The organism is Pseudomonas sp. CH61, assembly GCF_059429415.1.
On record NZ_CM182098.1, the window covers coordinates 5,622,464 to 5,643,622 of the forward strand.

The 21,159-nt window shown below is 58.1% G+C and carries 20 protein-coding genes and 2 pseudogenes; 10 read left to right on the forward strand and 12 right to left on the reverse strand.

Annotation, left to right across the window (positions count from 1 at the left end; genetic code table 11):
• Positions 1 to 10 precede the first annotated feature (10 nt).
• The 8 genes and pseudogenes from AC5SEM_RS25395 to tssA all read right to left on the reverse strand — a co-directional run bounded on the left by AC5SEM_RS25395 (position 11) and on the right by tssA (position 6,848).
• On the reverse strand, positions 11 to 463 hold the full coding sequence (locus AC5SEM_RS25395) for a hypothetical protein (protein ID WP_116028536.1): 453 nt from the start codon (positions 461 to 463) through the stop codon (positions 11 to 13).
• A 40-nt stretch (positions 464 to 503) separates the two neighbouring features.
• Positions 504 to 881 carry a hypothetical protein gene (locus AC5SEM_RS25400; protein ID WP_495471515.1) on the reverse strand — a complete coding sequence of 126 codons (378 nt, stop codon included), beginning with the start codon at positions 879 to 881 and terminating at the stop codon, positions 504 to 506.
• A gap of 22 nt (positions 882 to 903) precedes the next feature.
• Positions 904 to 1,287, reverse strand: a complete 384-nt coding sequence (locus AC5SEM_RS25405) for a hypothetical protein (protein WP_495471516.1) — start codon at positions 1,285 to 1,287, stop codon at positions 904 to 906.
• A 1,239-nt stretch (positions 1,288 to 2,526) separates the two neighbouring features.
• Positions 2,527 to 2,820, reverse strand: a pseudogene (locus AC5SEM_RS25410) (PAAR domain-containing protein); the annotation flags it as partial.
• Positions 2,821 to 2,831: 11 nt separating this feature from the next.
• Positions 2,832 to 3,239 (reverse strand): type VI secretion system baseplate subunit TssE, encoded by a 408-nt coding sequence (tssE, locus tag AC5SEM_RS25415; protein ID WP_007920274.1) that lies wholly within the window; start codon positions 3,237 to 3,239, stop codon positions 2,832 to 2,834.
• A gap of 9 nt (positions 3,240 to 3,248) precedes the next feature.
• The gene (gene tssC / locus AC5SEM_RS25420) at positions 3,249 to 4,724 is read right to left on the reverse strand and encodes a type VI secretion system contractile sheath large subunit (protein ID WP_007920272.1); all 1,476 of its coding nucleotides are present in this window, start codon (positions 4,722 to 4,724) and stop codon (positions 3,249 to 3,251) included.
• A 25-nt stretch (positions 4,725 to 4,749) separates the two neighbouring features.
• Complete coding sequence (tssB, locus tag AC5SEM_RS25425; protein ID WP_003229587.1) at positions 4,750 to 5,253, reverse strand: type VI secretion system contractile sheath small subunit; 504 nt, start codon at positions 5,251 to 5,253, stop codon at positions 4,750 to 4,752.
• 32 nt (positions 5,254 to 5,285) lie between these two features.
• Positions 5,286 to 6,848: a type VI secretion system protein TssA gene (tssA, locus tag AC5SEM_RS25430; RefSeq protein ID WP_007920270.1), complete on the reverse strand. Its 1,563-nt coding sequence runs from the start codon at positions 6,846 to 6,848 to the stop codon at positions 5,286 to 5,288.
• A 714-nt stretch (positions 6,849 to 7,562) separates the two neighbouring features.
• On the opposite strand from tssA, the gene tssI reads away from it, so the two are divergent.
• The 5 genes and pseudogenes from tssI to AC5SEM_RS25455 all read left to right on the forward strand — a co-directional run bounded on the left by tssI (position 7,563) and on the right by AC5SEM_RS25455 (position 13,319).
• A complete protein-coding gene (tssI, locus tag AC5SEM_RS25435; RefSeq protein WP_495471517.1) occupies positions 7,563 to 10,907 on the forward strand; it encodes a type VI secretion system tip protein TssI/VgrG in 3,345 nt (1,114 codons plus the stop codon).
• Positions 10,900 to 11,571: a DUF2931 family protein gene (locus AC5SEM_RS25440; protein ID WP_495471518.1), complete on the forward strand. Its 672-nt coding sequence runs from the start codon at positions 10,900 to 10,902 to the stop codon at positions 11,569 to 11,571. Before tssI ends, AC5SEM_RS25440 begins: the two co-directional genes overlap by 8 nt.
• A complete protein-coding gene (locus AC5SEM_RS25445) occupies positions 11,558 to 12,259 on the forward strand; it encodes a DUF2931 family protein (protein WP_495471519.1) in 702 nt (233 codons plus the stop codon). Before AC5SEM_RS25440 ends, AC5SEM_RS25445 begins: the two co-directional genes overlap by 14 nt.
• Positions 12,207 to 12,949: pseudogene (locus tag AC5SEM_RS25450) on the forward strand (DUF2931 family protein). Before AC5SEM_RS25445 ends, AC5SEM_RS25450 begins: the two are co-directional and overlap by 53 nt.
• Positions 12,950 to 12,962: 13 nt before the next feature.
• Positions 12,963 to 13,319, forward strand: a complete 357-nt coding sequence (locus tag AC5SEM_RS25455; protein WP_110718151.1) for a hypothetical protein — start codon at positions 12,963 to 12,965, stop codon at positions 13,317 to 13,319.
• A 95-nt stretch (positions 13,320 to 13,414) separates the two neighbouring features.
• Here AC5SEM_RS25455 and AC5SEM_RS25460 read toward each other — a convergent pair whose 3' ends face one another.
• The 3 genes from AC5SEM_RS25460 to AC5SEM_RS25470 form a co-directional block, all read right to left on the reverse strand.
• Positions 13,415 to 13,690, reverse strand: a complete 276-nt coding sequence (locus AC5SEM_RS25460) for an HU family DNA-binding protein (protein WP_003213368.1) — start codon at positions 13,688 to 13,690, stop codon at positions 13,415 to 13,417.
• 190 nt (positions 13,691 to 13,880) lie between these two features.
• Entirely contained in the window at positions 13,881 to 15,029 is a 1,149-nt protein-coding gene (locus tag AC5SEM_RS25465) for an NAD(P)/FAD-dependent oxidoreductase (RefSeq protein ID WP_077575081.1), read from the reverse strand.
• 20 nt (positions 15,030 to 15,049) lie between these two features.
• Positions 15,050 to 15,217 carry a rubredoxin gene (locus AC5SEM_RS25470; protein WP_034152097.1) on the reverse strand — a complete coding sequence of 56 codons (168 nt, stop codon included), beginning with the start codon at positions 15,215 to 15,217 and terminating at the stop codon, positions 15,050 to 15,052.
• 200 nt (positions 15,218 to 15,417) lie between these two features.
• Between AC5SEM_RS25470 and AC5SEM_RS25475 the strand changes: the two genes are divergently transcribed.
• Both AC5SEM_RS25475 and ubiA read left to right on the forward strand, forming a co-directional pair.
• A complete protein-coding gene (locus tag AC5SEM_RS25475; RefSeq protein WP_077575082.1) occupies positions 15,418 to 15,978 on the forward strand; it encodes a chorismate--pyruvate lyase family protein in 561 nt (186 codons plus the stop codon).
• Entirely contained in the window at positions 15,978 to 16,868 is an 891-nt protein-coding gene (ubiA, locus tag AC5SEM_RS25480) for a 4-hydroxybenzoate octaprenyltransferase (protein ID WP_495471520.1), read from the forward strand. Before AC5SEM_RS25475 ends, ubiA begins: the two co-directional genes overlap by 1 nt.
• Before the next feature lie 112 nt (positions 16,869 to 16,980).
• On the opposite strand, the gene AC5SEM_RS25485 is transcribed toward ubiA, so the two are convergent.
• Positions 16,981 to 17,364 (reverse strand): COG4315 family predicted lipoprotein, encoded by a 384-nt coding sequence (locus tag AC5SEM_RS25485; RefSeq protein WP_495471521.1) that lies wholly within the window; start codon positions 17,362 to 17,364, stop codon positions 16,981 to 16,983.
• A gap of 151 nt (positions 17,365 to 17,515) precedes the next feature.
• Here AC5SEM_RS25485 and phoB point away from each other — a divergent pair, with 151 nt between their 5' ends.
• The 3 genes from phoB to AC5SEM_RS25500 all read left to right on the forward strand — a co-directional run bounded on the left by phoB (position 17,516) and on the right by AC5SEM_RS25500 (position 21,092).
• The gene (gene phoB, locus AC5SEM_RS25490) at positions 17,516 to 18,205 is read left to right on the forward strand and encodes a phosphate regulon transcriptional regulator PhoB (RefSeq protein ID WP_007896474.1); all 690 of its coding nucleotides are present in this window, start codon (positions 17,516 to 17,518) and stop codon (positions 18,203 to 18,205) included.
• Positions 18,206 to 18,342: 137 nt separating this feature from the next.
• Positions 18,343 to 19,629 carry a phosphate regulon sensor histidine kinase PhoR gene (gene phoR / locus AC5SEM_RS25495; RefSeq protein WP_238786360.1) on the forward strand — a complete coding sequence of 429 codons (1,287 nt, stop codon included), beginning with the start codon at positions 18,343 to 18,345 and terminating at the stop codon, positions 19,627 to 19,629.
• A 122-nt stretch (positions 19,630 to 19,751) separates the two neighbouring features.
• Complete coding sequence (locus AC5SEM_RS25500) at positions 19,752 to 21,092, forward strand: hemolysin family protein (protein WP_116028549.1); 1,341 nt, start codon at positions 19,752 to 19,754, stop codon at positions 21,090 to 21,092.
• The last annotated feature ends 67 nt before the right edge of the window (positions 21,093 to 21,159 follow it).

Consider the following 21,159-nt stretch of genomic DNA (forward strand, 5'->3'; position numbering starts at 1 on the left):
GTGAAACGCATCAAAAAAATATCCTGTAGACCGCGACCGTCACGCCGGCACAGACGTAACCGCCAATCAGGAGAAACGGCACAATCGAGATCCAGCCGTACGCCATGTAGGCATCACTGAGCTGGCCGACGACCAGACTGAGCAAGCCATACAGCATCCATGGCACGGCGTAGAACGGGATGAACTTCACCGGCGCCCACCAAACCATCCGCAGCGCCTGCTGCTCGTTGCGGCTCTGCGCCGATCGGGACATCCACAGCGAAAAGCCCAGAAGCCCGGGAATTCCCCACCACAACAGGTACTGCCAATAAATCCCGGACGACTCGGGTGTTAAATACTCGCCATTCCACAGGTCATAGGAACTGATCGCCAACACCGCCAGCAATGGCCACCACAATGCAGCCATGAAGAAGCTGAGTTGCGCGCGACTAAGCATGAGCATCTCACTTGATGAGTCGGTCATGCGTCCGTCTCCTGCCCCGGGGTCGCTGGCACGTATTTATTCATCGCTGCGCAACTCCCTGTTTTTGCGCCGTGATCGCGACACCCGTATAGACATAGAGCTCTTCACCGCCGTAGCCACCAATTGCCGCAGCGCTGAGTGGATGGCTGTCCCTGGTGCCATATCGAACCCAGCCTTCAGTCCACATCCCTCCACTTTCGTGGCGAATCTCCACGTAATAGTCCGGCGCTTCGTGCTTGGTAATCTCGACGAATGCCCCGCCATCCTCGGCGCCAACCCACAACGCATTGGGATGCGCGAACAGCTTTGGTTCGGTCGAGCTTTCCATTCGCACCAGCAGCGTCAAGCCGACCACAATCGTCAGCAAACCGACCGAGCTGAGAAAAGCGGTGAGACATTGCCAGGCTCTGAGTTTCATCGAGCCAACCCGAACAAGTGCTTCATGGGCAGAAAGCCCCGGTATCGACCGTCCACGAACGGACAGCTTTTTCTTCAGTTTTTTTGATGCTCGCTACTGCCTTTCGCAAGGTCTGCGCGTCGATGGACTTAGTCGCGTTCTGGCTTTTGATCGACAGGCTGTACTGGTCGCTGATCTGACCCGATACGTCTTCACCGAATGACTGGTAGTTGCCGATGGAACTGCGCTGGTTCGGGTTTAACGTGAAACTGCGTGGCTGATCGTCATAGTTGGAGTCATTCGCCAGTTCCAGTTCCAGTGGTACTCCACAAGTGTTCAACAGGTAAACATCATTGCGATAGACCTGCTGCGCAGCACATGCAGTCAGCGAAACGAAGCACGCGAAGAAGCTTACCCATCTCATCATCAAAATCGTCCTTGGCAGTTTCATGGACAAACCGAAGCCTCGCTGATTGTCCACTCGCGCTCGTACACCTGCTGAGCAGCACAGCCATAAAGGGAAACGAACGGCAAGATGAGACCGGTCAACCTAGTCATCGAACTCGACCCTTGCCAGCCAAAGCAGGCTTTTGACGTCCTGTTCAGACGCCGCCATTCTCTTTTGCAGATCAGCGGAGGACTGCGTGTAACTGCTGAAGTAATGCATGACATCCACCTCGCCGGCGTTCGGCGTCGGGTGGTTGTCCTTAGGGTTTTGCATCAATGTCGATGTTTCTTTGTGAGTCCAGGAGTAACCGGGGATGATTCCCCCGCCATACTCATTGAGAATCAAATGACCAAACTCATGAGCCGACGTTTCTTTGAACTCTTCTCTGGCAATGTCTTTGGCGAACTCTGGAGTTCGACGTCGTTGAACAACGTAGCTTTCATAGGCATAGCCGGCGTTGTGATAAACCTTTCTGGCAATGGCCAGACTGGTGGAACGACCAAAGTCCTTCGACAAGGAGTCAATCAACGGGAAATTCCCGGCTTTGGGCTCGACGTTGATCTCGGTTTTGACCGTGACTTTGTAAAGGCCTTTGCTGGTCGTGATGCCCTCGGCGATACCGCCGCCGCGTGAGCCATTACGCGACCAGTACAACTCGATACCTTCCTTGGCCCAGCCGAGCAACGTGCTGAAAGGCGTGGGTACCAGTCCGGGTGTGGATCCACTGCTGCCGCCATCCGAAAAGCTCGGGCGCAACGTCACTTCAACGGTCTTGGCGTTGCGGTCAACACGCACATCGACCCATTTCACCTTTTTAGCCGAGCAATCAAGCTTCACTTCAGTCACTTGTTGCTTCCCCGCCCCGGTCGCGGTGAGGCGCACTTTCAGGTTCGGGCTTTTCAGGACTTTGGTATCGAGGACGCCGGCTGTGTCGTAGCCGTCCCATTGCCATGGATGCTTGCCTGGTGGCAGGAACGGCGCGGTATTGGCTTCGGCGTATACCAGCTTCTCGCCGTCCAGCACCTCCAACTTCACACTGTCAGCTGCGTCCATGCGGTTCTCGACGACGAAATCGACCAACTCACGGTTTTTCGATGTTCCTGATTTCAGTTCGTCGAAGTCTGGAATTTCCAGCGGCGTCAGTACCGAGTTGCCACCGGACTTCAAACCCAGTCGGTAATCCAGCGCCGCGACAACCGCTATAGCGGCAAGCCCCGAAAAGGGTGCTGGCGAATGCGAATTCCCGATGATCACTGTCCCGGAACCTGCCGTAACCTTGTTGCCGTGAGAGCCAACAGAGCCAACCGTGGCGGCCGGTTTGCCATTGATCAAAACCGTGGTCGCCAGATCGCCGACCATCGCACCACCACACGCAGAGGCATCGCCTTCACGGGCGGCCGCGAGGCCGTCGAAGAACACGTCGCCGGAACCGGCGGCGATCGGGTTGGTACCGTGGCCTGGAAGTGGGCAAGCGGTGGGGTCGGATACGCGTGCTGCTGGTTTGCCAGACATCGGGGATCTCCTTAGGTGACCTTCACTTGTCCACTGCCATCCAGGCGCGCGGAAAAACTGACCTGACGCTTGAAACCTTCAACTTCCAGCAGGCCTTCGATGCTGAAGGCCAGGCGCAGTTGATCGTGGTCACGCGGCAGGGAAATGACACGCACGTTGCTCAGGCGCGGCTCGTAGGCTTCGATGAAGTTTTCGATGGCCAGACGGGCCTGACTCAGGGAGTCGTGCAGGCTCAGACGCATGTCATTGAGATCGGGCAACCCGTAGTCGGCCAGCGTTTGCACGCTGCCGGCCCGGGTGCTGAGCATTTTGGCCAGATGGGCAGCCACTGACGCCATGGCACAAGCCTCAAGGCTGTTGCCCTTGCGTAGTTGTGCGTCGCCGTTGAGGCGTTCGAACAGGCTGCCGTATCCGTCCATGAGTCGCTCTTACTCTTTGTCCAGCTTGCCAACCAGCGACAGGGTGAAATCGGCACCCATGTACTTGAAGTGCGGACGCACGTTCAAGCTCACGCGGTACCAGCCCGGCTCGCCTTCAACGTCGCTGACGATCACTTGCGCAGCGCGCAGCGGACGACGGCCACGGACTTCGGCGCTCGGGTTTTCCTGGTCGGCAACGTACTGACGGATCCACTTGTTCAGTTCCAGCTCGAGGTCGGTACGTTCTTTCCACGAACCGAGTTGCTCGCGCTGCAGCACTTTCAAGTAGTGAGCCAGGCGGTTGACGATCATCATGTACGGCAGTTGGGTGCCGAGCTTGTAGTTCAGCTCTGCGGCCTTGCCTTCTGCGCTGATGCCGAAGAACTTCGGCTTCTGCACTGAGCTTGCGGAGAAGAACGCCGCGTTGTCGGAGCCTTTACGCATGGTCAGGGAGATGAAGCCTTCCTCGGCCAGTTCGTATTCACGACGGTCGGAAACCAGAACTTCAGTAGGAATCTTGGTTTCGATTTCGCCCATGCTTTCGAAGTGGTGCAACGGCAGGTCTTCAACCGCGCCACCGCTCTGCGGGCCGATGATGTTCGGGCACCAGCGGAATTTGGCGAAGCTGTCGGTCAGCTTGGTGCCGAACGCGTAAGCAGTGTTGCCCCACAGGTAGTGCTCGTGGCTGTTGGCAACGGTTTCCTTGTACACGAACGATTTGACCGGGTTTTCTTCCGGATCGTACGGGTTACGCAGCAGGAAACGCGGCACGGTCAGGCCAACGTAGCGGGAGTCTTCCGAAGTACGGAAGCTCTGCCATTTGGCGAATTGCGGGCCTTCGAAGTGGTCTTTCAGATCTTTCAGATCCGGCAGGCCGGTGAAGCTTTCCAGACCGAAGAACTTCGGACCGGCAGCAGCGATGAACGGCGCGTGGGACATGCACGAAACGCTGGCCACGTACTGCATCAGCTTGACGTCTGGCGAGCTTGGCGACATGTAGTAGTTGGCGATGATCGCGCCCACAGGCTGACCACCGAACTGGCCGTATTCAGCGGTGTAGATGTGCTTGTACAGGCCCGACTGCATGACTTCCGGCGAATCTTCGAAATCGTCCAGCAGGTCTTCTTTCGAGACGTTGAGGATTTCGATCTTGATGTTTTCGCGGAAGTTGGTGCGGTCGACCAGCAACTGCAGACCACGCCACGAGGATTCCAGAGCCTGGAAATCCGGGTGGTGCAGGATTTCGTCCATCTGACGGCTGAGCTTGGCATCGATCTCGGCGATCATGCGGTCAACCATGGCCTTCTTGACCGGCTCACCGTTGTTCTGCGGCTTGAGCAGTTCTTCGATGAACGCCGACACACCGCGCTTGGCGATGTCGTAGGCTTCGTCGTCCGGAGTCAGACGGGTTTCGGCGATGATGCTGTCGAGAATGCTGTACTCGCCGTTGCCGGCGCTCTTCTCTTGTGCTGCGCTAGTGCTCATTGTGTTGGCTTCCTTGGCTGGAGTCTCAGGCGTCCGGGGCTGCGGCGTTCAGGCCCAGCTCACCGAGTACGCGACCGCGGGATTCGTCGTCGGCGAGCACGCCTTCGATCGCTTTACGGAACGCAGGAGCGTTACCCAGCGGGCCTTTGAGGGCCACCAGCGCATCGCGCAGTTCCATCAGTTTTTTCAGCTCAGGCACTTGCTCGACCAGGCTGGCCGGGTTGAAGTCCTTCATCGAATTGACGCGCAGTTGCACAGCCAGCTCGTCGGCCTCGCCATCTTCCTGCAGACGGTTCGGCACGCTCAGCGTCAGACCCAGTTCTTGCTTGGCCAACACTTCGTCGAAGGTCATCTTGTCGATGCTGATCGGCTTGCGATCTTCGATTTTGCGATCGTCCTTGCGGTGGGTGTAGTCACCGATTGCCAGCAGCTTCAGCGGCAGTTCAATCTCTTCCTGAGCACCGCCGGTGGCGGGTTTGAAGGTGACGTTGATGCGTTCCTTGGGGGCTACCGAGCCTTCTTTGGCCATGGCTTTTCTCCTTGCGGTTGTGGCCCTGGGGCCTATTCGAGTACCACTTCGAGGTCGAGGTGGCACAGCCTGCGATAAATCTCTTCCTTGCGTTCACGTACGGCATGGTTCTGCGGCAACAACTCGCAGCAGCTATGCAGTAAATGCAGCACTTCCAATGCAAGATCGGGCTCCCAGGCGTGCAGGCCTGAGTCCTGTAATGTCTGATCGAGGGTTTCCAGCTGGTTCTTGGCCAGTTCGTATTTCTTGGCCATGAAGCACAGGCGCGCGAGGGCGAACTGCCAGAAGAAACGTTCGCGTCCGCCGTGGGCCGACTGCAAACCTTGCTTGAGCGTCTGCACGGCAGGCTTCAAGCCTTCCTTGCGCAGCAGCGGCAGGACTTCTTCGAGGGCCTTTTCCCAGGCCGGCTGGGTTTCGACGTTTTCGCTTTCGACCTTGCGCGGCGCACTGGCACTTTGCAGGTGCGGCATGACGTTGGCGGCGATCCACGCCCGGGTGGACGGATCGGCAAACGGCGCACCGTCATGGAAACGCAACTCGACAATGCCGGGCAGCCGTTGAACCAAAAGCGCGAAGTGGATTTCCACTTCGCGCATTGCCAACTCGGCGTTGAGGTTCTGGAGACATTCCCAGACCATCCTCTGGCCATCGAACCAGAACGGCGCCTTCGCCAGGCTCGCCTCCAGTTCCACCAGCAGGTCGGCGTATTTGCCCTGATCGAAACGGTCTTGATAGAGCTTGAGCTTTTCCAGCGGCAGGCCGCGCAACACGGTGATCTGCTCGGCGTTGCGCTCGGGCACCGCGTCGATGGTCATCCACAGCAGCGTGCGGTTCAGGCGCAGGGCGCGCAGGTCGGTGGCTTTCTGCTTAAGCCACCAGGCGCACAGCGGCCGGGCACTTTCCTGCTGGGCGCGCAGGGCTTTGTGCGCGTCTCGTTCGTTATCGATCGGCGCGCCGGGGGTGAGCAACTGGCTGGCAGCCTGCTTGACCTGCGCCACCGCCGCACCGACCACGCCAGGGGCCGGTTGGTTGTCGGCCGCGCGCTGGATCATGGTTTTCAGGCGACGAGAGATCGGCAGCAGCAGCGGCGAATCATCGCCCAAGTGCTCAGCACACGCCGCTTCGAGACCGGACAGGTGCTCGGAGAGCTGCCGGAACATCGGCAACTGCTCTTTGATCGCAATGTTTTCGGTGATGACCTGCTCAAGACGCGGCACCAGCCAGCCGATGGCGGCGGCACGGGTGCGGGGTTTGAGCGGGTGAACGTCGGCCCAGTTGTTTTCCGACAGATGGTGCAGCAACCCGAGGCCGGCCAGCAGCCCGGGGAAGGATTCGCGCTGGTACAGCGACCAGGTCAGCCAGGCGCCGACACGCAAATCCTTGGATTGGGTACGCAGCAGGTTTTCGCTGTTTTCGCGAATTTTCAGCCAGTCGATCTGCCCGCTTTCGTGCATCGACGAGGCTTTGGCCAGCTCGCTTTCCAGCGCCTCGAATTCGCTCGAAAAACGAACGTCTTCGCCCGCGAAATTCTCTTTGGAAACAGAGACTTTAGCGAGTTCGAGGTAATGGGCGGAAAGTTTGCTTGAGTAGGACATCCATGGCCTTTATTAAGGATTACAGTCAGGCGCCTATTGGAGTTACCGCGGCGCGGGACAGTATCGAAGAGCGGTGAAGCGACTCATCCAATTGAGATGTGCTCTTTCAAGTGGGCGCATCGTAATCACTATGATGGCCACTAGCAAGCATCTGATTAAACAACAAGACGAAGTGTTCATTGGGGTCTGTAGGAGATTGCCCTATATGTCACAAGGGAATCCCTGATAGTCATTAATATTCGCCACATTTCTCTCTCCCCAGCCAAAGCCCTGAGCTAGAGCGCTTCTGGGCGGGGAGACGACATCTTGCCGGACGCTCGTCCCATTACAGGGTGGCAAGCATGACAACTCTTGAAAAAAATAGAAGTAGGACACTTCCGAAAATGCATCAGCCTCTTTGAACAATTCAGCGAGGACAATGACGAACAGAAAAAGTGCCATCAATTTGATGGCAAAGTATTTTGTGAAACTATCAGCAGGCCGGAAACACTGCACATTCGTGCTAATTCAATAGTTATCGAACTCCCCTCCTACAGTCATCTCCTTCAATTCATACAACGTTTTACAACCCAGAAGTCTCTGACAGATGACAGAGACACTTCTTACATCAATTTATTTCTCACGCCGCTAGCGTGCCTTGGCAAATCTTTAATGCGTGGCGATCACGGAGGATCGGACACCGCGCAATGACTCACTTTGCTTAAGGACAAGCGTATGTTCAGCACGGGCAATTGCGCGCCTTTTACCCTGCAGATTCCCGGAGTTCGCCACGACTTCAAGGTGCTCGCATTTGATGGTGATGAAGCCATCAGCTGCCTGTACGCCATCCGGGTCGAACTGGTCAGTGAACGAGCGGATATCGATCTGGAAGGTCTGCTCAGTCAGCCGGCGTTTCTACAATTCGGGTTTAACCAAGAAGGCATTCACGGACGCATTGAAGATGTGCGGATGGGTGAAGCTGGAAAACGCCTCACCGATTACCAACTGACGCTGGTGCCGGCGTTGTACTACTTGCAGTTCAGCCATGACCAACGGATTTTTCAGCAGCGCACGGTGCCGCAGATCATCGCGCAGGTGCTCAAGGGTCACGGTATTCAAGGTGATGCGTTCACCTTTCATGTCACCCCGAATCCGCCTCGCGACTATTGCACTCAATACGCGGAAAGCGATTTTGAATTTATCCAGCGGCTGTGCGCCGAGGACGGTATCGCCTGGCATCACCAGCATTCGACAGACGACCATTTGCTGGTGTTCACCGATGACCAGGTGTTTCTCCCCAGGTTGGCTGCGACACCGTATAAGCAGGAATCCGGCATGGTGGCCGAGCATCAGGTGATCAGCCGATTTGGTGTGCGTAACAGCACGCGCACCAGCTCCGTCACCCGCCGTGACTACGACCTGAAGCGCCCGAGCCTGTTGCTTGAAAGCCGCTTCACCGCCGGGTTCACTCCAACGCTTGAGGACTACCGCTATCCGCTGCTGATCGAGAACGAACGGCGCGGCAAGCAAATTGCCCGTCAGGCACTGGAGCGCCACCGTAGCGATTACGAACTGGGCGACGGCGAAAGCGATCAGACGAATCTGCGTTGTGGCCACCTGTTTGAGCTGACCGGACACCCGCGTGAAAAGTGCAACGACCTGTGGCTTCTGCTCAGCGTCGCCCATGAAGGCCGACAGCCACAAGTGCTTGAGGAGTTCGGCCCCAGCGACGTCAAAACCGCCGATGGTTTTACCCAAGGCTACCGAAATCGCTTTAGCGTGATTCCCGCTGAGGTGGTTTTCCGGCCTCCGCTGCCTGCACCACGCCGCCCGCTGGTGATCCAGACCGCACGGGTTACCGGCCCCGAAGACGAAGAGATTTACTGCGATGAGTTAGGTCGCGTGAAGATCGAACTTCCTTGGGATCGCAAAGAACTCAACAGTGAGCGCAGCAGTTGCTGGGTACGCGTGGCGAGCAGTTGGGCCGGAGATCATTTTGGGGCTGTGACCATTCCGCGGGTCGGCATGGAAGTTGTGGTGTCCTTTTTGGAGGGTGACCCGGACAAACCGCTGATCACCGGTTGTGTGGCCAACAGAGTTACCACGCCGCCCTACTCTTTACCCGACCACAAGACCAGAACCGTCTTGCGCAGCGAAAGCTCGCCGCGCAATGGCGGCTACAACGAACTGTCGATTGAAGATCGCGCGGGACAGGAACTGATCTACCTGCGCGCGCAACGCGACATGGCGCAGAAAATCGGCAACAGCCTTCAACTGGAAGTGGGCAACGAACGCCGCGAAACCATCAATGGCAGCAGTTACACCCTGGCTGGAAAGTCTCTCGACATCGAGGCCGGCCAGCAAGTGCATCTGAAGGCCGGCGCCAGTGTGGTGCTGGATGCCGGCGCCAGCATCACGCTGAAAGCCGGCGGCCATCACCTCGTAATCGACGCGGGTGGCATTTTCAGCAGCACGGAAATTGAAACGGGACGCAAGCCACACGACAGTGAAGTCCCCCACCTGCTGCTGCCTGGACTGGATGGCGCATTACCCGTTGCGCCAGCGGTGCACGCACGCGCAGACGACGAACTCGAAGAAGAGGAGGAAGTCGAGCTGGAGGATGAAGCGCCGGGCGGCATCACCTTGCGCATCGGAGTGTTTTTCGATGGGACAGGGAACAATAAGGCCAACAGCGAAACAGTCGCCGCTTGCTACGCGCCGGATGCCAATCTCGCGGAGGCGGCCGAAGAGATACAGAAACACTGCGCTGCTTACGGTTACGACGGGGATGGAAACTCGCCGGATAACAGTTATGGGAATGATGTGAGCAATATTGTGCGGTTGTATGAGTTGTATACCGACCATACGTACGAAGCTTTACCGGATACCACTAAAAACGCATCGATAGCGGTTTACATCGAAGGCATTGGTACCAAAAGCAATGGCACCGACTCTCTCTACTCACAAGCAACAGGTCGAGGCGAGACAGGAGTAGTAGCACGCGTCGAACAATGCCCAGCGGTTATCAAGGAGCAGATAAGCCTGCTTGTGGAACGAAATCCGCAGTTAGTAATTCAACAGATCGAATTCGATATTTTTGGTTTCAGTCGAGGAGCTGCAGCGGCAAGGCACTTTGCCAATGCGGTGTTCAAAGGTAGTGGGGGGCTTCTTGCCAAATCGTTTCCAAATGGCATCGAAGGTTTGGTAAACGGCTTTAGCTGGCGTCCGAAAATCGACACGCAGATCAACTTCATCGGGCTGTTCGACACCGTCGCAGCAATCGCCAACCCATGGCTGCTGGATTTTACCGGCGCTAACAGTAGGAACCCCGGGCTCGAATTAAGGCTGCCGGAAGGTTGCGCCAACAAGGTGGTGCATCTAGTGGCGCGTGATGAATACCGTGAGAATTTCGCGCTTAACAGCTTGGGCGAAATTGATCTGTTATTGCCCGGCTCACACTCCGATCTCGGCGGTGGATACTTACCCAGAGCCAAGGAAAAACTTCTGCTGAGCGACCCAATCACCAGCACCATCAGCCAAGGCAAAGAAGCGACCCGTAGTGGGGCCTATATCGCAGCTGAGAAGGAAGCGTTTTCATGGTATGCAAAGGGTGTTATCGATGATGACGGTTCGGGTAACCAGTTACAGGTGGCTGTGTGGGAAAGACCTGTTGCGCAAACAACAGAAAAGGGAAGAACCAACCCGGATCCCCAGAAGCAGGTTTACGCGGCAGCCCGCATTGAGCGTCCCGTTCATGGTGAGCTGTCGCTGGTGTATCTGCGCATCATGCGTGAACTTGCGCTCAGAAACGGTGTGCCATTGAAAGTTATCCCTGAGACATCCGCTCTTAATCTGCCCGAAGAGTTGGTACTCATCCATAAGAAACTCCAGGCTTACGCCTTAGGTGAGTCCTCCGTTGAAGGACTGACTATTGAAGAAAGAGCTTTGCTACGGAGCCGATATATACATCTTTCCGCTCATTGGAACGCGGCCAAAAATCTGAACAGCAGTGATATGAGCATTGTGTTCATAAATCGACCGGCTAAAAAAAACCAACGGGTGGTGCACCTGAATGAATGACTTCAATCGACCCGTCATCAAAGGTGTGTGGCTTTTCTTAGGATTTGTACTGGCTGGCTGCATACAAAATATCTCCCAAGCGTCGGAAAAAAAATCCTGGTTCCTTGGCTTTGGAGCACCCAGCTACATGGAGGTCTGGATTGAAACCGCCGATGTCGTGGATGTTCGGGAACGAGTGTTCCGGCGTGCTGGAGCTGGTATTGCGTCGGTACAAACGCCCGTTGGCCTCAAAGGAAAGCCCGCTGGCTGGCCAGAAAACCCCGGCAGAGGCAAAGGCAGATATGTAACCGGCGCCGACTTGCCACGCCTGATCTACGTGCGATGGCAATCACTTGCCGAATCTCAAACCTATGAGGCTTACATCGTCATTCCGGAATCCGCCCGGGAAATCATGCGCAAGTCCGAAAAAGCTTTCTGCAGGTTTGGTGGGGAGTGGATCACCGAATCCCGCGACAATATGGGTATTGGACTTGCGCCGGGGGGCATAGTGAAGGTCTGGCTTGGAGGGACTTGCCTGAAGGCAGTTGAGATTGCCCGGGTTGAAGGGACCGTCAACAAGCAGGGCCCGGATCAAGGAAAAAGTCAGGGCCGCTATGCACTACCTCTTTCACCTGAGTCCAGAGCCTATATCGAAAAATTCGGAATTCCCTATGGCTCGTGGTAACTACAATGCGGCTAACACACCGAGCATTCCGCGAGACCGCACCCAAACGGTCGCAGTTTTGCTGTTGGGATTACTGCTCGCGGGTTGCACGCAAGCCTATGTTCAATCTGCGGATAAAAAGCCATGGTTTCTTGGTTTTGGAGCACCAGACTATATGGAAGTCTGGATTGAAACTGCAGACGTTGTAGATGTCCGAGAACGTGTTTTCCGACGCGCCGGAGCCGGGATAGCGTCGGTACGAAGGCCGCACAATTACAAGGGCCACCCCGCGGGCTGGCCAGAAAATCCTGGCAGTGGCGCGGGTCGTGATGTCATCGGTGCCGACCTACCCCGATTGATCTATGTGCGCTGGCAGTCGCTGGTCGAACCTCAAACCTATGAGGTCTATATCGTCATTCCCGAATCGGCCCGGGAAATCATGCGCAAGCCGGAAAAAGCTTTCTGCAAGGCTGATGGGAAATGGATCACCGATTACCGCAATGAAATAGGTATTGGTTTGGCACCCGGCGGAATTGCCAGGGTCTGGCTTGGAGGGCCCTGCTTGAAGGCTGTCGAGATTGTCCGCGTGGAAGGAACGGTCAATCCGAAAGGTCCTTACGAAGGTAAATCCGGCGGTACACATCGACCTCTTTCTGATGCATCCAAAGCCTATATCGAAAAATTCGGTATTCCCTTTGGCTCGTGGTAAACACAATCCGGTGATCTCACCGTGGAATCCAAGCCATAACATAACCAAATACTTAAGCCCGCTTTTCGGTTTTCTGCTGGCGGTTTGCACTCAGACTCATGCTCAAGCGAAAGACAGACTGCCCTGGTTCCTTGGCTTCGGAGCACCGGACTACATGGAGGTCTGGGTCGAAACCGCCGATGTGGTGGATATTCGAGAGCGAGTATTCCGACGTGCCGGAGCCGGAATTGCTTCGGTAAGAGCTCCCGCTGATAACAAAGGCACGCCCGCAGGGTGGCCAGAAAACCCCGGAAGTGGCGCAGGGCGGGATATCACCGGCGCCGACCTGCCCCGCTTGATCTACGTACGCTGGCAATCACTGGCCGAACCTCAGACTTATGAGGCCTATATACTCATTCCCGAGTTAGCTCGGGAAATTATGCGCAAACCGAGAAAGCTTTCTGCAGGCTTGATGGGAAATGGATCACTGACTACCGCGACGACGTCGGAATCGGCTTGGCTCCCGGCGGCATAGTGAAGGTCTGGCTTGGAGGGCCTTGCCTCAAGTCTGTAGAGATTGCCCGGGTCGAAGGGAGTGTAGTGAAGCAAGGCCCGTATCAAGGAAAAAACGAGGGACGGTACGCCCTGCCTCTATCACCGGAATCAAAAGCCTACATCGAAAAATTCGGCATCCCCTTCGGGAGCTGGTAAGGAGCACTACCTCATGGAATTGAAACCCCTGTTGTTCGCAGCATTGATCTGGCTTCCCGTTACTCAAGCCTCCGCAGATACCCCGCCACTGGACGGTCATTACTATTTAAACGGCGCAATGGAAATGGGCGCCGAGTTGCTACTGCGCAAGGACGGCACGTTTGACGCCGGCGTGGCGTATGGCAGTGCTGACGGGTTCGCCAAGGGTACCTGGCAGGTGGAAAACAACACCGTGACGCTGAAGAGCGAAACCAAACCGGCGTCGAACGGCGATTTGTCGGCCCTGTTTCAGGATCTGCAACTGGCGATCGAGCCGAACTGCCTGGCCGTGGATTTCGGCAACGGCAAGGCCTGCTTCCGGCGTCAATAAGCCGATTGGCAGGCACAAAAAATGGGCACCCGACCGCAATCGGTGTGCCCATTTTTTATTACGCTTTCCCCCGCTATTCAGGGGATCCGCCGCAATTAAGGATTAACGCTGTCTTTCAACGATTTGCCAGGCTTGAACGCAACGGTGTTGCTGGCCTTGATTTTGACCGGCTCGCCGGTCTGCGGGTTTTTGCCGGTGCGGGCGCCGCGGTGGCGTTGCAGGAAGGTGCCGAAGCCGACCAGCGTCACGCTGTCCTTGCGGTGCAGAGCGCCGGTAATTTCTTCGAGAACGGCGTTGAGTACGCGGTTGGCCTGTTCTTTGGTCAGATCTGCTTTTTCAGCGATTGCAGCGGCGAGTTCTGGTTTACGCATTAGTGAAGCCCCTTTGACGGTTTTTTGTTGTTATGTCCGTGCTGTTCTCGTTGGAACAGCGCCCAAGGCGCCGCAGGCTCTACTCTGCGGCAGACGGGAGTGAGAATGGCACGCGGATACCGGCGGCGCCAGTCTCCCCGCGACCTTTGTAGGGGCAAAAGCGGGGTGATTCCGACAGAACGACCGGTATTTACGCCAGCAAGGCCGGAAGCTGTTTGTTCAGGGCGAGTTTTTCCATCACCGCTGCGCCGGTCAGCGCGTAACCGAGCAACTGGCCGTCGGCGCTGTGACACAGAGCCTTGATGTCGGCGCCCTGCCCTTCAACCGTCCAGACGCCTTCGCTGCCCCGTGGCGGCGGCGAAACCACCAATGGGCACACCGGGGTTTTCACGGTGATCGGCATCGGGCCGTAGCTCACGGCGGTCGGATTTCCGGCGAGGGTTTGTGCCAGTGCTCGCGCACAGCTCATGAGGGGCATCACGTACAGCAGATTCAGCCCGTCGACCTCGGCGCAGTCACCCAGCGCATAGATATTGGCGTGGGAAGTCTTCAGGTGCCGATCTACTACAACGCCGCGATTGACCTGCACGCCCGCGGCGGCCGCCAGATCGATACGCGGTCGCAGGCCGATGGCCGAGACCACAACGTCGCACGGGATGACCTGGCCGTCGGACAGATGCGCTTCGAGGCCGTCAGCGACTTTTTGCAGGCGGGTCAGCACCGGGCCGAGGTGGAATTTCGCACCAAGGCTTTCCAGCCCGGCCTGCACCGCTGCCGCAGCGGCGGGGTGCAGCAACATCGGCATGACTTGTTCGCACGGCGCAACCAGTTGCACCTCGTAGCCGCCAAGGATCAGGTCATTGGCAAATTCGCAGCCAATCAGGCCGGCACCGAGCAGCAGCACCCGGCGTTTGCCCGCCGCAGCGGCGCGAAAACGCGCATAGTCTTCGAGATCATTGATCGGGAAGACCAGCTCCGCGCCATCGCCTTCGATTGGCACGCGCACGGTTTCTGCGCCCCAAGCGAGAATCAGGTCGCGGTAATGGACGGCTTCTTCGCCGATCCACAGGCGCTTGTGGCCGGCATCGATGCCGCTGATACGCGTGTGCGTGCGCACCTCGGCTTTCAACTGCTCGGCCATGGCGCCTGGTTCAGCCATGCTCAGGCCATCGGCGTCCTTATTCTTGCCGAAACCGGTGGAGAGCATCGGTTTGGAGTAAGAGCGGCCGTCATCAGCCGTGATCAGCAGCAGCGGGGTTTCGCTGTCGAGTTTGCGAAATTCCCGGGCCAGGTTGTAGCCCGCAAGGCCAGTGCCAATGATGACGACAGGTGCGCTCATGCCTTACTCCTCTGTTTTGCTTAGTTGATTTCGATCATTTCGAAGTCCAGCTTGCCGACGCCGCAGTCCGGGCACAGCCAGTCTTCCGGCACGTCCTGCCACAGGGTGCCCGGCGCAATGCCGTCATCCGGCCAGCCGTCGGCTTCGTTATAGATCAGGCCGCAGACCACACATTGCCACTTTTTCATTCAGGTACTTCCTCAGGGTTCAGGCTGGGTGCCGGCGCGGACGGTCGATGGAGTTGCGCTGCCATCCGGCTCAGGGCGTTTTGTACTGATGGTGCCGGGCAGATGCAAGCCTGTTCGGCGCAATGGTGCCCCGGATCAATCAATAGCGCAGCTCGCCATGGTAAGCTCGCCGCCTCATTTGCGGCCAATAATGACTCATTGTGCAACATTCAAATGCCTGCCCGACCCCGCTCTGGCTGACCCAAAGCCGACTGACGCCCCTCCCCGATTCGTTGACCCTCGACTGGTTGTTCGACGAAGGCTCCCTCACCCGCCGACTGACCCGGCTGTCCAATGACGGCTTCAGCGTCACGCCACTGTTTGAAGGCTGGGACACCCTGCGCGCTGACGAATGCGCTGCACTGGATCTGGCCGAGGGCAGCGAAGGCTGGGTGCGCGAGGTGTATTTGCGTGGCCACGGCGAGGCTTGGGTGTTTGCCCGTAGCGTCGCCTCACGCGCCGCCTTGCAGGGCGACGGGCTGCACATGGATGAACTGGGCAGCCGCTCGCTCGGCGAACTGCTGTTTTGCGATCAGGCGTTCCAGCGCCGCGCCCTCGAAGTTTGCCACTACCCTGAGGAATGGCTACCGCCAGCCGCGAAAGCGCCCGAGCTGTGGGGCCGACGTTCGCGTTTCGACCGTGGCGCGCTGAGCGTCCTGGTTGCGGAAATCTTCCTGCCGAGCCTGTGGAACGCCGCCCGCGCCCATCCGGAGAACTGCTGATGTATCAGAGCCTGCTCAAGTCCCTGAACCGCTTGAACCCGCGTGCTTGGGATTTCATTCAGTTGACCCGGATGGACAAGCCGATCGGCATTTACCTGCTGCTGTGGCCGACGCTGTGGGCGCTGTGGATTGCCGGCAAAGGCTCGCCGTCGCTGGCCAACGTGGTGATTTTCGTCCTCGGCGTGGTGCTGACCCGCGCCGGTGGCTGCGTGATCAACGACTGGGCCGACCGCAAGGTCGACGGCCACGTCAAACGCACCGCGCAACGGCCATTGGCGGCCGGCAGAATCAGTTCGAAAGAAGCGCTGGTGTTCTTCGCGCTGTTGATGGGTGTGAGTTTTCTGCTGGTGCTGTGCACCAATGCGCCGACCATCTGGCTGTCGCTCGGTGGTCTGGCGTTGGCCTTCACTTATCCGTTCATGAAGCGCTACACCTATTACCCGCAAGTGGTGCTGGGTGCGGCGTTCTCGTGGGGCATGCCGATGGCGTTCACCGCCGAGACCGGTGAGCTGCCGGCGGCAGCGTGGCTGCTGTGGATCGCCAATCTGCTGTGGACGGTGGGTTACGACACCTATTACGCGATGACCGATCGCGATGACGATTTGAAGATTGGCGTGAAATCCACGGCGATTCTGTTTGGCGAGGCGGATCGGGTGATCATCCTGAGTTTGCAGGCGTTGTCGCTGGGCTGTCTGTTGCTGGCGGGTTCCAAATTCGAGTTGGGGATCTGGTTCCATCTCGGTTTGCTGGTGGCTGCTGGCTGCTATGCGTGGGAGTTCTGGTACACCCGCGATCGTGACCGCCTGCGTTGTTTCAAGGCGTTCTTGCACAACCACTGGGCCGGGTTGGCGATTTTCGTCGGGATCGTGCTGGATTACGCATTGCGCTAAACACCAATCAATGTAGGAGTGAGCCTGCTCGCGATAGCGGTGTGTCAGTTAACGAAAATGCCGACTGATACACCGCTATCGCGAGCAGGCTCACTCCTACAGGGGACCTCGTTTACTTGGCTTTGGCGATTTTCCATGCGCCGTCCATTTTGCCGTCACCGGTCATGTCACCGGCCTTCTTGTCCATCACGAAGGTGTACAGCGGCATGCCTTGATAGGCCCATTGCATTGAGCCGTCGTCACGTTTGATGACAGTCCAGTCACCCATCGACTTGTCACCCGCCGCCGCCATCAACGGAGGCCAGTTGGTTGCGCATTTGTCGTTGCACATCGACTTGCCGCCCGAGTCCTTGGCGAAGGTGTACAGCGTCATGCCCTTGTGATCGGTGTACATGCCGTCCTTCTCCATCGCCGGCTCCGCGGCCAGCGCAAATCCAGGCAGCGTCAGGGCCGCAGCCATCAGCAGTGCTTTGAAAGAAACCGTCATTTGAGTCATGGAAACCTTCTTTTGTGGTTGTCAGGATTCGGACTTAGAGCTTAGTTGAGGATTTGCACAATCGCCGCCGGGCGAAAATACTGTCACACGACTGCAATAATTCCGTTATCTAATGCGGCGCAAGACAGTTAAATGACAAGAGGATTAAGGCATGGTTGGCAGGAGCATTCTGATCGTCGACGACGAAGCGCCCATTCGCGAAATGATCGCCGTTGCGTTGGAAATGGCCGGCTATGACTGCCTCGAGGCAGAGAACTCGCAGCAGGCACATGCCATCATCGTCGACCGCAAGCCGGACCTGATCCTGCTCGACTGGATGCTGCCGGGCACCTCGGGCATCGAGCTGGCCCGACGCCTCAAGCGCGACGAGCTGACCGGGGACATCCCGATCATCATGCTCACTGCCAAGGGCGAAGAGGACAACAAGATCCAGGGTCTGGAAGTCGGCGCCGACGACTACATCACCAAACCGTTTTCCCCGCGCGAACTGGTCGCCCGCCTCAAGGCCGTGCTGCGTCGCGCCGGCCCGACCGACGGCGAAGCGCCGATCGAAGTCGGTGGCCTGCTGCTCGACCCGATCAGCCACCGCGTGACCATCGACGGCAAACCCGCCGAGATGGGCCCGACCGAATACCGTCTGCTGCAATTCTTCATGACCCATCAGGAGCGCGCCTACACCCGTGGCCAGTTGCTGGATCAGGTCTGGGGCGGCAACGTCTACGTTGAAGAACGCACCGTCGACGTGCACATCCGCCGCCTGCGCAAGGCCCTCGGCGACGCCTACGAAAATCTGGTACAAACCGTGCGCGGCACCGGCTACCGGTTTTCCACAAAAGCATAAAAACAGCTGCAAGCTTCTAGCTACAAGCGGCAAGTAACAGCAAGCCGCTCTGACTTGTAGCTTGCAGCTTGAAACTTGAAGCTGCGGCTAAGGACGCCCCCGTGAATCAAAACTGGCATGGCACCCTGATTCGCCACATGCTGCTGCTGGTCACCGCTTGCCTGGTGATCGGCCTGATCACCGGCTATTACGGCTGGAGCCTCGCGGCGGGTCTGGGGATTTATCTGGGCTGGACGCTCAAGCAATTGCTGCGGCTGCACGAGTGGCTGCGCCAGCACCAACCCGACGAAGCACCGCCCGACGGCTATGGCCTGTGGGGTGAAGTGTTCGACAGCATCTACCACCTGCAACGCCGCGATCAACGCGTGCGCGGGCGTCTGCAAGCGGTGATCGACCGGGTGCAGGAATCCACCGCCGCGCTGAAAGACGCGGTGATCATGCTCGACAGCGACGGCAACCTGGAATGGTGGAACCGCGCCGCCGAAACCCTGCTCGGTCTCAAGACGCCGCAAGACAGTGGCCAACCGGTGACCAACCTGGTCCGCCATCCGCGCTTTAAGGAATATTTCGAGCAGGACAGTTACGCCGAGCCGCTGGAAATCCCCTCGCCGACCAATGATCGCGTGCGCATTCAGCTGTACCTGACCCGCTACGGCAACAACGAACACTTGATGCTGGTGCGCGACGTCACGCGTATTCATCAGCTGGAACAGATGCGCAAAGACTTCATCGCCAACGTCTCCCACGAACTGCGCACGCCGCTGACGGTGATCTGCGGCTATCTGGAGACCCTGCTCGACAACGTCGAAGAAGTGAATCCGCGCTGGAGCCGCGCTCTGCAGCAGATGCAGCAACAGGGCGGACGCATGCAGACGCTGCTCAACGATTTGTTGCTGCTGGCGAAACTGGAAGCCACCGACTACCCGTCGGACAACCAGCCGGTGCAGGTCGATACGCTGCTGCAATCGATCAAGAGCGACGCACAGCAATTGTCCGGCGCGAAAAACCAGCGCATCAGCCTCGAAGCCGACGCCAGCCTGTTGCTCAAAGGCAGTGAGGCGGAATTGCGCAGTGCGTTTTCCAATCTGGTGTTCAACGCGGTGAAGTACACCCCGGCCGAGGGCAACATCCGCATTCGCTGGTGGGGTGACGATCAGGGCGCGCACCTGAGCGTGCAGGATTCCGGGATCGGCATCGACAGCAAACACTTGCCGCGCCTGACCGAACGCTTCTACCGCGTCGACTCCAGCCGCAACTCCAACACTGGCGGCACTGGCCTGGGCCTGGCCATCGTCAAGCACGTGTTGCTGCGCCACCGCGCACGCATGGAGATCAGCAGCGTGCCCGGTCACGGCAGCACGTTCACCTGCCATTTCGCCCCGGCTCAGGTCGCCCAGGCACGGGCCATCAGCGCCGCTGAGTGATACCGGCCAGCACGCGCCACTAGGCAATCGCCAGGTCAGCCGCTACATTGGCTGACTTGTGCCTGCCTTTCAGGCGCGACTTTTCTCTCTTTTGAATCACACGGAACCCGCAAAACTCCATCATGGACCCTTCCCCTGGCTTGTCCCTCGCAACAATATTCGCCGATTTCGGCATGATCCTATTTGCTCTGATCCTGGTTTTGCTCAACGGCTTTTTCGTTGCGGCGGAATTCGCCATGGTCAAACTGCGCTCGACCCGGGTCGAGGCCATCGCTGAACAGAACGGCTGGCGCGGGCATATCCTGCGCACCGTGCACAGTCAGCTCGATGCGTACCTCTCGGCGTGTCAGCTCGGTATCACCCTCGCCTCCCTCGGTCTGGGCTGGGTCGGTGAGCCGGCGTTCGCGCATATTCTTGAACCATTGCTGGAAAGCGTTGGCGTGCAGTCGCCGGAAGTGATCAAAGGCGTGTCGTTCTTCGCCGCGTTCTTCGTCATTTCGTACCTGCACATCGTGGTCGGCGAGCTGGCCCCGAAATCCTGGGCGATCCGTAAACCCGAACTGCTGTCACTGTGGACGGCGGTGCCGCTGTACCTGTTCTACTGGGCGATGTACCCGGCGATCTACCTGCTCAACGCCAGCGCCAACGCGATCCTGCGTATTGCCGGCCAAGGCGAACCCGGCCCGCACCACGAACACCATTACAGCCGCGAAGAACTGAAACTGATCCTGCACTCCAGCCGTGGTCAGGACCCAAGCGATCAAGGCATGCGTGTTCTGGCGTCGGCGGTGGAAATGGGCGAGCTGGAAGTGGTCGACTGGGCCAACTCCCGCGAAGACCTGATCACGCTGGAATTCAACGCACCACTGAAAGAAATCCTCGCGATGTTCCGTCGCCACAAGTTCAGCCGTTATCCGGTGTACGACAGCGAGCGTCAGGAGTTCGTCGGCCTGCTGCACATCAAGGATCTGCTGCTGGAACTGGCGGCGCTGGACCACATTCCCGAGTCGTTCAACCTGGCTGAACTGACCCGCCCGCTGGAGCGCGTGTCGCGACACATGCCGCTGTCGCAGCTGCTGGAGCAGTTCCGCAAGGGCGGCTCGCACTTCGCCGTGGTCGAAGAGGCTGATGGCAACATCATCGGCTACCTGACCATGGAAGACGTGCTGGAAGTGCTGGTCGGCGACATTCAGGACGAACACCGCAAGGCTGAGCGCGGCATCCTCGCCTATCAGCCGGGCAAGCTCTTGGTGCGTGGTGACACGCCGCTGTTCAAGGTGGAACGCCTGCTAGGCATCGACCTTGATCACATCGAAGCGGAAACCCTCGCCGGGCTGGTCTACGAAACCCTGAAACGGGTGCCGGAAGAGGAAGAAGTGCTGGAAGTCGAAGGCCTGCGAATCATCATCAAGAAGATGAAAGGGCCGAAGATTGTGCTGGCGAAGGTGTTGATGCTGGATTGATGGGCTGATCCAGCACCGCGCCGCTTCCTTCGCGAGCAGGCTCGCTCCCACAGTTGAAATGCATTCC